Genomic DNA, 11,769 nt, shown 5'->3' on the forward strand with positions numbered 1-11,769 from the left:
AGCGCATGTCGCGCAGCCAGTTGGCTCCGACACCCCACGACCCGGACGAGCGGGGTCACTTCGGGCCGTGGGGCGGCCGGTTCATGCCGGAGGCGCTCATCGCCGCCGTGGACGAGCTCGCGGCGTTCTACGAGAAGGCGCGGGTCGACCCCGAGTTCCTGGACGAGTTCGCCCGGCTGCTGCGCGACTTCGCGGGCCGGCCCTCGCTGCTCACCGAGGCGCCCAAGTTCGCCGCCCACGCGGGCGGCGCGCGGGTGTTCCTCAAGCGCGAGGACCTCAACCACACCGGCTCGCACAAGATCAACAACGTGCTGGGCCAGGCGCTGCTGACCAAGCGCATGGGCAAGAAGCGGGTCATCGCCGAGACCGGCGCGGGCCAGCACGGCGTGGCCACGGCCACCGCCTGCGCGCTCATGGGCCTGGACTGCGTCGTCTACATGGGCGAGGTCGACACCGAGCGACAGGCGCTCAACGTGGCCCGGATGCGGCTGCTCGGCGCGCGGGTCGTCCCGGTGAAGACCGGCTCCCGCACGCTCAAGGACGCCATCAACGAGGCGCTGCGCGACTGGGTCGCCAACGTGGACGACACCCACTACCTGCTGGGCACCGCCGCCGGGCCGCACCCGTTCCCGGTGCTCGTGCGCGACTTCCACCGGGTCATCGGCATCGAGGCGCGTCAGCAGATCCTGGAGAAGGCGGGCCGGCTGCCCGACGCCGTCGCCGCGTGCGTGGGCGGCGGCTCGAACGCCATCGGCATCTTCCACGGCTTCATCGACGACCCGTCGGTGCGGCTGGTCGGCCTGGAGCCCGGCGGCGACGGCATCGACACCGACCGGCACGGCGCGACGCTCACCGCCGGCACGCCCGGTTCGCTGCACGGCGCCATGTCCTACGTGCTCCAGGACTCCGACGGGCAGATCGCCGAGGCGCACTCCATCTCGGCGGGTCTGGACTACCCCGGCGTGGGGCCCGAGCACGCGTTCCTCAAGGACAGCGGACGGGCCGAGTACCGGCCCGTGACCGACGCCCAGGCGATGGAGGCGTTCGCGCTGCTCTCCCGCGAGGAGGGCATCATCCCGGCGGTCGAGTCCGCGCACGCCCTGGCCGGCGCGCTCGTGCTGGGCCGCGAGCTGGGACCGGAGGGGTTGATCCTGGTGAACCTGTCCGGGCGCGGCGACAAGGACATGGACACCGCGATCAAGTGGTTCGGGCTGGGGGTGGAGTCGTGAGCAGGCTCGAGCCGGTGTTCTCGGCTTGTCGGGCGGAGTCGAGGGCGGCCCTGATCGGCTACCTGCCCGCCGGCTACCCCACCGTCGAGGGGTCCAAGGACGTGCTGCGGACGATGGTGTCGTCCGGGTGTGACCTGGTCGAGGTCGGGTTGCCGTTCTCCGACCCGGTGATGGACGGGCCGACCATCCAGCGCGCGGCCGAGCAGGCGCTGCGCGGCGGGTTCCGGGTGCGGGACCTGTTCGGCGTGGTCGAGTCGGTCGCGTCGGCCGGTGGGCGCGCGGTCGTGATGACGTACTGGAACCCGGTGCTCGCCTACGGCGTGGACCGGTTCGCGCGCGACCTGGCGGCGGCCGGCGGGCTGGGCGTCATCACGCCCGACCTGGTGCCCGACGAGGGCGCGGAGTGGATCGCCGCGACGGACGCGCACGACCTGGACCGGATCTTCCTCGTCGCGCCGTCGTCCACGGACGAGCGGATCGACCTGACCGCGCGCTCGTCGCGGGGCTTCCTGTACGCGACCTCGGTGATGGGCGTGACGGGTGCGCGCGACGTCGTGTCGTCCGCGGCTCCGGCGCTGGTCAAGCGGGTGCGGGAGCACACGGACATGCCGGTCGGCGTCGGGTTGGGCGTGCGGAACGGGGCGCAGGCGGCGGAGCTGGCCGGGTTCGCGGACGGCGTGATCGTGGGCTCGGCGTTCGTGTCGGCGGTGCAGGACGACGCGGTGGCGGCGCTGGCGGAGGAGTTGGCCACCGGGGTGCGCCAACCGGCAGCGGCCGTCTAGCACGCACGTTCGAGTGAACTGATCGCGACCGTGGTCGAGTGCGGGCGGGGGAGCACGGGGAGGCGGCGCGCAGCGGGGGCGGCGTGCTGAAGCCCGAACGACCCTTCCCGGTAACAATCGAGCCGTCGGAGCAGGGCGACCGGGCGCACCCGCTACGGTGGTGGCCGTGGTGACGACTTACCTCGCGACGATCCCCAGCCCCGACCAGGGCGTCTGGCAAGTGGGGCCGATCCCGATCCGCGCCTACGCGCTGTGCATCATCCTGGGCATCATCCTCGCCATCTGGTGGGGCGAGCGGCGGTGGGTGGCGCGCGGCGGGCTGAAGGGCGAGGTCACGGACATCGCCGTCTTCGCGGTGCCGTTCGGCCTGGTCGGCGGGCGGCTCTACCACGTCGCGACGGACTACCACAAGTACTTCGGCGAGGGTCGCAACCCGCTGGAGGCCCTGGCCATCTGGAACGGCGGCCTCGGCATCTGGGGCGCGATCGCGCTCGGCGGCGTCGGCGCGTGGATCGGGTGCCGGCGCAAGGGCATCCCGCTGCCCGCGATGGCGGACGCCCTCGCGCCCGGCATCGTCGTCGCCCAGGCCGTCGGCCGCCTCGGCAACTACTTCAACCAGGAGCTCTACGGCGGCCCCACCACGCTGCCCTGGGGCCTGGAGATCTACGAGCGGGTCGACCCGGAGACCGGCTTCAAGGACGACCTCGGCGGCGTGGCGCTCGACCACACCCCGATCGAGATCGTGCACCCGACGTTCCTGTACGAGCTGCTGTGGAACCTCGGCGTCGCGCTGCTGATCGTGTGGGCCGACCGCAGGTTCCGGCTGGGCCACGGCCGCGTGTTCGCGCTCTACGTCGCGGGCTACACGGCCGGCCGGTTCTGGATCGAGCTGATGCGCACCGACCCGGCCACCGAGGTGTTCGGGATGCGGATCAACGTCATCACCTCCGCCGTGGTGTTCCTCGGCGCGCTGGTCTACTTCCTGCTCGCCGCGAAGAGGGGCGAGCGCGAGGTCATCGTCCGGGAGTCGCCCGACGGCGACGACGCGTCGCCCGGCACCCTGCCCGCCGCGGCGGACGGCGGCGCCGACCCGGCCGCGGAGAGCACCACGGTCCCCGACACCGGGCCGGCCGCGGCGGGGACCACGGTCCCCGACACCAAGTCCGACCGGCCCGCGGACACCGGCGACAAGCCGGCCCCGTAGCCCGCCGTGCGCATCCTCGTCGTCGAAGACGACGACCGGGTGGCGCGTGGCCTGCTCACGGCACTGCGGCACGCCGGCTACGAGGTCCACCGCGTGGCCACCGCCGCCGACGCGGTGACCGCGCCACCGGCCGACGTCGTGCTGCTCGACCTCGGCCTGCCCGACGGGGACGGCCTGGACGTGCTGCGCGAGCTGCGCCGCCGCCCCGGCACCGCGATCATCACCGTCACCGCGCGCGGCGAGGAGCGCGAACGGGTCCTCGGGCTGCGGCTCGGCGCGGACGACTACGTGGTCAAGCCCTTCGGCACCGCCGAGCTGCTCGCCCGCATCGAAGCGGTCCTGCGGCGCACCCGCGCCGCCCGCGCCGCCGAACGGGAGCGCGAGGTCACGCTCGGCCCGCTCACCCTGGACCCGGCCGGCCGGGAGGCGCGCGTGCACGGCGAGCCCGTGCCGCTGACCCGCAAGGAGTTCGACCTGTTGGCGCTGCTCGTCGGCCGGGCGGGCACGGTGGTCAGCCGGGACCTCATCGTCGACCAGGTCTGGCAGGCGCACTGGGAAGCGCCGTCACGCACCCTCGACACCCACATCGCCGCCCTGCGCGGCAAGCTCGGCGACGCGCTGCGCATCGAGACGATCCGGGGCGTGGGCTACCGGGTCGCGGCCCACACCCCGGACCCCTGATCACCAGGTGTGGGCGACGTCCACCACGACCCGGCCGGGCAGCGTGAACACCCGGAACGGCAGCAGGGCGCGCACGCCCAGCCCCACCGTCGTCTGCCCCTCGAACGACCCGGCCCACGCCACCTGCCGGAACGTCTGGTAGCCGGTGACGTCCACCAGCTCCGACGCGTTCGCGTAGGTGTAGGTCGGGTCGCCGTTCCCGTCGTAGGCCGGCGAGTTCACCGTGATCTGCAACTTCGCCCCGCCCCGCAGCGGCACCGGCTCACCCGAGCCCTCGTGCGTCACCTCCGGCACGTACTGCACCGTGTAGCCGTCGTTCGTCCCGCTGAAGTCGAACACCAACCGGTCGTAGCACTCCTGCCGACCGGCGCGGATGTTCGTCAGCAGCGCCGTCGTCGTCTGGTCCGCCGTCTTCGGCAGAGACCCCCACGCGACCGGCGCGCAGGCGGCCGGCGCCGCGACCGCGGTCACCGGCGCGACCACGGCGAACGCCGTCACCGCCGCCAGCACCGCCGCAACCTTGCGTAGCATCCTGGTTCCCCCTTCCCCGCGGGCGGACGCCCGCGGTCGGTATGACGCACGTCACCCCCGGGAGGTTGCCCCCGCGTGCTGCGCCGCCTGCTGGTCCTGTTCGTGCCGCTGCTGGTCGCCCTGGTGGCGGCCCTGGGCGTGCCGCTCGCGTTCGCGGTGGTGCAGCGGGAGGGCCAGGAGACCTACCTCGACCGGTTGGGCGACGCCAGCCGGTTCGCGTCGCTGGCCGAGAACGCCCTCGCGTCGGGCCGGCTGACCGCGCTGCGCGAGGAGCTGTTCCGCTACGACGAGCTGTACGGCATCTCGGCCGCCCTGATCGGCACGGACGGCTCCGTGCTCGAGTCGTCCCGGCGGCCGTTCCCCCTGGACGACCCGAACGTCCAGGTCGGGCTGCGGGCGGCGTTCGGCGGCTACCGCGGCGAGACCGACCAGTCGGTGTGGCCGTGGGAGCGGGTGGACCTGGTCGTGGTCGAGCCGGTGGGCCGGGACAGCGAGGTCGTGGCGGCCGTCGTGACCATCTCCCCGACCGACCGCCTCCGGGCCGGGATCCTGCGGCAGTGGGGCGTGCTGGCCCTGGTCGGGCTCGTCCCCCTGCTGGGCGTGGTCGCGGTGGCCTGGCCGATGTCGCGCTGGGTGCTGCGCCCCGTCCGCACACTGGACGAGGCCACCGCCGCCGTGGCGGGCGGGCGGCTGGACGCCCGTGCCGACGAGGTCGGCGGCCCGCCCGAGCTGCGCCGGCTGGCCGCGAGCTTCAACGCGATGGTCGACGTCGTGGGCCGGGCGCTGCGCCGCCAGCGCGCGTTCGTCTCGGACGCCTCCCACCAGCTGCGCAACCCGCTGGCCAGCCTGCGGCTCGCGGTCGACAACCTGGCACCGCACGTCACCGACGAGGCGGGCCGGGAGGCGCAGCGCATCGCGGTCGACGAAGCCGAGGAGATGGGCCGCGTCCTGGACACCCTGCTGGCCGCCACGCGCCTGGACAGCGCCTCCGCCGCCGAGCCGGTCGACGTGGACAACCTGCTCGCCACCCACGTCCCGGGGTGGCGCGCGTTGGCGGGCGGGATGGTCCTGGAGGTCGCCGTCCCGCCCGGCCTGCGGGTCCTGGAGCCGCCCGGTGGCCTGGGCAGCGTGCTGGACGAGCTGGTCGGCAACGCGATCCGCCTGTCCGGCGGCACCCGCGTGCGGGTCTGGGGGACCGCCGAAGGGGGTCGCGTCGAGCTGCACGTGACCGATGACGGCACCGGCCTGACGGACCAGGAGCGCGCCAACGCCCTGAGCCGGTTCTGGCGCGCGCCGCGCCACCAGAACATCGCCGGCACGGGCCTGGGCCTGGCCATCTGCGCCGAGCTGATCGCGTCGGCCGGCGGCGAGCTGGTCCTGCGGCCCGCCGAGCCGCACGGCCTGGACGCCGTCGTGCGCCTCAGCGCGTGAACCGGGTCAGCGCTTCGCGGCCCGGAACCAGCGCTCCGCGCCGCGGTGCAGCGGCACCTGCCCGGTGGCGATCCCGGTCCGCACGTTGATCCGGCTCGCCTCCGGGTGCCCGGCGGCGATGCGGGCGGACTGCGTGAACACGGTCCCGGTCACCACCTCCACCACGTCGGCGTCCAGCCCGGACCTGGCCAGCAGCAGGTTGGGCACGGCGAACGTGTGGCACGGCCCGAGGCCCGCGTAGGTCGTGGCCGGGATGGTGGCCGGCACGTACGGGCCCGGGTAGGCCCGCGCCAGCTCCTCCGCCTCGCCGGGCAGGTCCAGCAGCCGCAGCGGGAACCCCGGCAGGACGTCGGTGATCGCCGGGGTGGGGATGCCGGTCAGCGCGAGCACCGCGTCCAGCGAGCCCGCCGCCAGCCGCCTGGCCGCCTCGGCGTGGGCCATGCGCCGCGCGTCGACCTCGATCCCGAGCAGGGACAGCAGCCGCGTCGCGGTGAACTCGGTGCCGGACTCGGACGGGCCGAACGAGACGGTCCGGCCCGCCAGGTCCGACAAGGTGCGCAGCGACGAGCCGGCGGGCACGGCGACCTGCATGAAGCTGTCGTAGAGCCGGCCCACGGCGCTGATCCCGCCCGGGTCGTCGGCGCTGAGCGGCGCCGCGCCCACCAGGGGATCCAAAGAGGACAGTCCGAGGTGGACCTCGCCCGCGCGCAGCAGCCGCACGTTCTCCACCGACGCCGCGGTCTGCCGCTCCACGACCCGGGTCGCGGGCAGCTCGTCGGCCAGCGCCCGCGCCAGCGCGCCGCCGATCTCGCGGAACACCGCGCCGTCCGGCCCGGTCGCCAGGACCAGCTCCGCCGGCCGCGGGGTCGTGGTGGACGTGCAGGCGGGCACGGCCGCCGCCAGCGCGGCCAGCAGCACCGAGCGCCGGGACACCTGCACGGACCGCAGCGTAGCCCCACGTCGGGGTGAACGCGGTGTTACGTCAGAGGGATCTGAAGTTTCCGGCGACCTCCTTGTCGCGCTCACGCCGTGTGCTCAGGATCACCAACCAACCCCCCAACGGTCCCCCTGGAGGAGACGTGGTCAGCGCGCAAACACGGGAGCGCAAACCGATCTACCGGCACCTCTACTTCTGGGTGCTGGTGTCGATCGTGCTCGGCGTGGTCGTCGGGTACGCCTTCCCCGCCCAGGCGTCGGGCATGAAGTGGTTGGCCGACCTGTTCATCGCCCTGGTGAAGGTCGTCATCGCGCCGACGATCTTCTGCACGGTCGTGGTCGGCATCGCGGGCCTGGGCAACCTGGCCAAGGCGGGCGGCCTGGCGCTGCGCACCATCCTGTACTTCACCGCGATGACGACGGTCGCGCTGGCCATCGGCCTGGTCGTGGTCAACCTGGTCCAGCCCGGCCACCACGGCGCGTCGATCCCGATCAACGACGCCGCGGCGGACAAGACCCTGGCCGACGCCAAGACCGCCGAGACCGGCGTCACCGGGTTCGTCCTCAGCCTGGTGCCGAAGTCGTTCCTCAGCGCGTTCACCGACGGGCAGCTCATCCAGGTGCTGGTGGTGGCGATCCTGGTCGCGGTGGCCGTGGCGGGCATGGGCAAGCGCGGCGAGCGGGTCGTGTCGGCCCTGGACACGGTCGCCAAGGTCATGTTCGGCGTCATCAAGATCGTCATGTACGCCGCGCCGATCGGCGCGTTCGGCGGCATCGCCTACACGATCGGCAAGTTCGGCGGCTCGATCCTGGGCAAGCTCGCGTGGCTGATGGGCTCGTTCTACGCGACGTGCCTGCTGTTCGTCCTGCTGGTGCTGGGCGCGGTGGCGCTGTTCGCCGGGTTCTCGATCTTCAAGTTCCTCCGGTACATCAAGGACGAGCTGCTGATCGTGCTGGGCACGTCGTCGTCGGAGACGGTGCTGCCGCGGATGCTGGTGAAGCTGGAGGCGGCGGGCGCGGACAAGTCCGTGGTCGGCCTCACCATCCCGACCGGCTACTCGTTCAACCTCGACGGCACGTGCATCTACCTCACCATGGGCGCGATCTTCATCGCCCAGGCGACGGGCACGGACGTGGGCCTGGGCACGCAGATCGGGCTGCTGCTGTTCATGCTGCTGGCCAGCAAGGGCGCGGCGGGCGTCACGGGCGCGGGCCTGGTCACGCTGGCCGCCTCGCTGAGCGCGTTCGAGGGCAACAGCGCGATCCCGGCGGTCGGCATCGCGCTGATCGTGGGCATCGACCGGTTCATGTCCGAGGCGCGGGCGATCACCAACGTCATCGGCAACGGCGTCGGCACCCTCGTGGTGGCCCGCTGGCAGGGCCAGTTGGACCGCGACCGGCTGCGCCAGGTGCTGGACAACCCTTCGTCGGTGGACGCGGACGCCCTGCTCGACCACCAGCACGGTGACGGACCGGTCACCGAGCGTGAACCGGCGGTCGCCGGCGCGCGCTGAGCCCCCCGGATCAGGGGCGGTTCGGCCACCGGGCCCCCGTCGCCGTCGCCCACCAGGCGGCGGCACGGGGGCTCACCTGCGCGTTCGCCGTGGTCAGCGGTGTCGGCAAGCTCTCACCGACGCGCGCGGCGGCCCTCGCTCGGTTATGCTTAACAACGCGTAACAAGGCGGCCCGCGTATCGCTCGGACGGGCCGAATCGTTACCCGTCACCGGACAAGATCACCCAAAGGATGGTGTGGTTCGGTTTCGCGACTGTTAAAGTCGCGTCAACACGCGGGCCATCGTCGTCCCGTGCCCAGCACCCGGATTCCAGGACCTGGACACGAGGACTCGTTCTCTCGAAGGACGACGAAGGAGGTCTGCGCAGTGATCTTCTCCGCCATCCCGTCCCCGCAGGGGCTCTACGACCCCGCCGCGGAACGTGACGCGTGCGGTGTGGCGATGGTCGCCGACATCAAGGGCCGGCGCTCGCACGACATCGTCGTCGACGCGCTCACCGCGCTGGCCAACCTGGAACACCGCGGCGCCGCGGGCGCGGAGCCGACCAGCGGCGACGGCGCCGGGATCCTGCTGCAACTGCCCGACGCGTTCCTGCGGGACGTGCTCGACTTCGAGCTGCCCGAGGCGGGCGCGTACGCGGCCGGCATCGCGTTCCTGCCCGCCGAGGCGGAGGACCGGGCCAAGGCCGTCGAGCTGGCCGAGCGGGTCGCCGCCGAGGAGGGCCTGGAGGTCCTGGGCTGGCGGGACGTGCCCACCGCGCCCGACCACGCCGGCGTGGGACCGACCGCCCGGTCGGTGATGCCGCACTTCGCGATGCTGCTGGTGCGGGCGGCCGGGAGCGACGCGCGCGACGTCGAGCTGGACCGCCTCACGTTCGCCCTGCGCAAGCGCGTGGAGCACGAGAGCGCGACGGCGGGCGTCGGCACCTACTTCCCGTCGCTGTCGTCCCGGACCATCGTCTACAAGGGCATGCTGACCACGGGCCAGCTGCCCGCGTTCTTCCCGGACCTGCGCGACGAGCGGCTGGCCAGCGCCATCGCCCTGGTCCACTCCCGCTTCTCGACCAACACGTTCCCGTCGTGGCCGCTGGCGCACCCGTTCCGGTACGTCGCCCACAACGGCGAGATCAACACGGTCCGGGGCAACCGGAACCGGATGCGGGCCCGCGAGGCGCTGCTGGCCTCCGACCTCATCCCGGGCGACCTGACCCGGCTGTTCCCGATCTGCCACCCCGACGGCTCCGACTCGGCGAGCTTCGACGAGGTGCTGGAGCTGCTGCACCTGGGCGGCCGGAGCCTGCCGCACGCGGTGCTGATGATGATCCCGGAGGCGTGGGAGAACCACACCTCCATGGACCCGAAGCGCCGCGCGTTCTACGAGTTCCACGCCAGCCTGATGGAGCCGTGGGACGGCCCGGCGTGCGTGACGTTCACCGACGGCTCGCTGGTCGGCGCGGTGCTGGACCGCAACGGCCTGCGCCCGGCCCGCTGGTGGCAGACCGCCGACGGCCGCGTGGTGCTCGCCTCGGAGACCGGCGTGCTCGACGTGCCGCCCGACCAGGTCGTGGCCAAGGGCCGGTTGCAGCCCGGCCGGATGTTCCTGGTCGACACGGTCGAGGGTCGCCTGGTCGAGGACGACGAGGTCAAGGCGGCGCTCGCCGAGGAGCAGCCCTACGACGAGTGGCTGCACGCCGGCCTGCTGGAGCTGGCCGACCTGGCCGACCGCGAGCACGTGGTGCAGAGCCACGAGTCCGTGGTGCGGCGGCAGCTCACGTTCGGCTACACCGAGGAGGAGCTGCGGGTCCTGCTCGCGCCGATGGCCGTCGCGGGCGCGGAACCGCTGGGCTCCATGGGCACCGACACCCCGGTGGCGGCGCTGTCGCAGCGCTCCCGGCTGCTCTACGACTACTTCGTGCAGAACTTCGCCCAGGTCACCAACCCGCCGCTGGACGCGATCCGCGAGGAGATCGTCACCAGCGTGTCGCGGGTGATGGGCCCGGAGCAGAACCTGCTGGAGCCGGGACCGGTGAGCTGCCGGCACATCAAGCTGGCGTACCCGGTCATCGACAACGACGAGCTGGCCAAGCTCATCCACATCAACGACGACGGCGACCTGCCGGGCTTCGCCTGCACCGTCCTGTCCGGACTGTACGAAGTGGACGGCGGCGGGCCGGCGCTGGCCGCCGCGATCGAGCGCGTGCGCCGCGAGGCGTCCGAGGCCATCGCGAACGGCGCGCGCACGCTCGTGCTGTCCGACCGCGACTCCGACCACCGGATGGCGCCGATCCCGTCGCTGCTGCTGGTCTCCGCGGTGCACCACCACCTGGTGCGCACCAAGGAGCGGCTGCGCGTGGCGCTCGTCGTGGAGACCGGCGACGCCCGCGAGGTGCACCACGTCGCCGCGCTGCTGAGCTACGGCGCCGCCGCGGTGAACCCGTACCTGGCGTTCGAGACGATCGAAGACATGATCAGCACCGGCGCGGTGACCGGCATCGAACCGCGCAAGGCCGTGCGGAACTACGTGACGGCGCTGGTCAAGGGCACGCTGAAGATCATGTCCAAGATGGGCATCTCGACCGTCGGCGCGTACACGGCGGCCCAGGTGTTCGAGGCCGTCGGCCTGTCCAGGGAGCTGCTGGACGAGTACTTCACCGGCACGGTGTCCAAGCTCGGCGGCGCGGGCCTGGACGTGCTGGCGGAGGAGGTGGCGCTGCGCCACCGCCGCGCCCACCCGGACAACCCGACCGACCGGGTGCACCGCCGGCTGGAGGTGGGCGGCGAGTACGCCTACCGCCGCGAGGGCGAGCTGCACCTGTTCACCCCGGAGACGGTGTTCCTGCTCCAGCACGCCACGAAGACCGGGCGCGAAGAGGTCTACCGCCGCTACACCGACGAGGTCGAGCGGCTCGCCCGCCAGGGCGGCCTGCTGCGCGGCCTGTTCGAGTTCCGCACCGAGGGCCGCACGCCGGTCCCGATCGACGAGGTCGAGCCGGTCTCCTCGATCGTCAAGCGGTTCAACACCGGCGCGATGTCCTACGGGTCGATCTCGGCGGAGGCGCACGAGACGCTGGCCATCGCGATGAACCGGCTCGGCGGCCGGTCCAACAGCGGCGAGGGCGGCGAGGACCCGGAGCGCCTGTACGACCCGGAGCGGCGCAGCGCGGTCAAGCAGGTCGCGTCCGGCCGGTTCGGCGTCACCAGCGAGTACCTGGTGCACGCGAGCGACATCCAGATCAAGATGGCGCAGGGCGCGAAGCCCGGCGAGGGCGGCCAGCTGCCCGGGTACAAGGTGTACCCGTGGATCGCCCGGACCCGGCACTCCACGCCGGGCGTCGGCCTGATCTCGCCGCCGCCGCACCACGACATCTACTCGATCGAGGACCTGGCGCAGCTCATCCACGACCTGAAGAACGCCAACGAGCAGGACTTCCAAGCCGGGCGACTGGGCGTGACGCACGTCC

9 protein-coding genes are annotated in these 11,769 nt (G+C 72.9%); 7 read left to right on the forward strand and 2 right to left on the reverse strand.

All coding sequences use genetic code 11. The annotated features are described in order from the left end of the window. Positions 1-5: 5 nt before the first annotated feature. The 4 genes from trpB (at position 6) to ACWEFJ_RS15685 (ending at position 3,896) form a co-directional block, all read left to right on the forward strand. Entirely contained in the window at positions 6-1,229 is a 1,224-nt protein-coding gene (trpB, locus tag ACWEFJ_RS15670; protein WP_378089530.1) for a tryptophan synthase subunit beta, read from the forward strand. Continuing rightward, entirely contained in the window at positions 1,226-2,011 is a 786-nt protein-coding gene (gene trpA, locus ACWEFJ_RS15675) for a tryptophan synthase subunit alpha (protein ID WP_378089528.1), read from the forward strand. The genes trpB and trpA overlap by 4 nt, the downstream gene beginning before the upstream one ends. A gap of 169 nt (positions 2,012-2,180) precedes the next feature. After that, the gene (lgt, locus tag ACWEFJ_RS15680; protein ID WP_449714105.1) at positions 2,181-3,215 is read left to right on the forward strand and encodes a prolipoprotein diacylglyceryl transferase; all 1,035 of its coding nucleotides are present in this window, start codon (positions 2,181-2,183) and stop codon (positions 3,213-3,215) included. 6 nt (positions 3,216-3,221) lie between these two features. After that, entirely contained in the window at positions 3,222-3,896 is a 675-nt protein-coding gene (locus tag ACWEFJ_RS15685; RefSeq protein ID WP_378089524.1) for a response regulator transcription factor, read from the forward strand. Here the strand turns inward: ACWEFJ_RS15685 and ACWEFJ_RS15690 are convergent, their stop codons facing one another. Next, positions 3,897-4,427: an AMIN-like domain-containing (lipo)protein gene (locus ACWEFJ_RS15690; protein ID WP_378089523.1), complete on the reverse strand. Its 531-nt coding sequence runs from the start codon at positions 4,425-4,427 to the stop codon at positions 3,897-3,899. A 75-nt stretch (positions 4,428-4,502) separates the two neighbouring features. On the opposite strand from ACWEFJ_RS15690, the gene ACWEFJ_RS15695 reads away from it, so the two are divergent. Next, positions 4,503-5,858, forward strand: a complete 1,356-nt coding sequence (locus tag ACWEFJ_RS15695) for a sensor histidine kinase (protein ID WP_378089521.1) — start codon at positions 4,503-4,505, stop codon at positions 5,856-5,858. Between the two features lie 6 nt (positions 5,859-5,864). Here the strand turns inward: ACWEFJ_RS15695 and ACWEFJ_RS15700 are convergent, their stop codons facing one another. Further along, a complete protein-coding gene (locus ACWEFJ_RS15700; protein ID WP_449714106.1) occupies positions 5,865-6,797 on the reverse strand; it encodes a TAXI family TRAP transporter solute-binding subunit in 933 nt (310 codons plus the stop codon). Between the two features lie 140 nt (positions 6,798-6,937). On the opposite strand from ACWEFJ_RS15700, the gene dctA reads away from it, so the two are divergent. Then, the gene (gene dctA, locus ACWEFJ_RS15705) at positions 6,938-8,308 is read left to right on the forward strand and encodes a C4-dicarboxylate transporter DctA (RefSeq protein ID WP_378089517.1); all 1,371 of its coding nucleotides are present in this window, start codon (positions 6,938-6,940) and stop codon (positions 8,306-8,308) included. Between the two features lie 367 nt (positions 8,309-8,675). Then, the coding region (gene gltB / locus ACWEFJ_RS15710) for a glutamate synthase large subunit (protein ID WP_449714107.1) at positions 8,676-11,769 on the forward strand (3,094 nt) is incomplete at its 3' end.

It is taken from the genome of Actinosynnema sp. NPDC004786, from assembly GCF_053601135.1.

Coding starts and splice junctions, on each gene's coding strand:
- trpB (WP_378089530.1), top strand. CDS start 6: ATGTCGCGCAGCCAGTTGGCTCCGACACCCCACGACCCGGACGAGCGG.
- ACWEFJ_RS15690 (WP_378089523.1), bottom strand. CDS start 4,427: ATGCTACGCAAGGTTGCGGCGGTGCTGGCGGCGGTGACGGCGTTCGCC.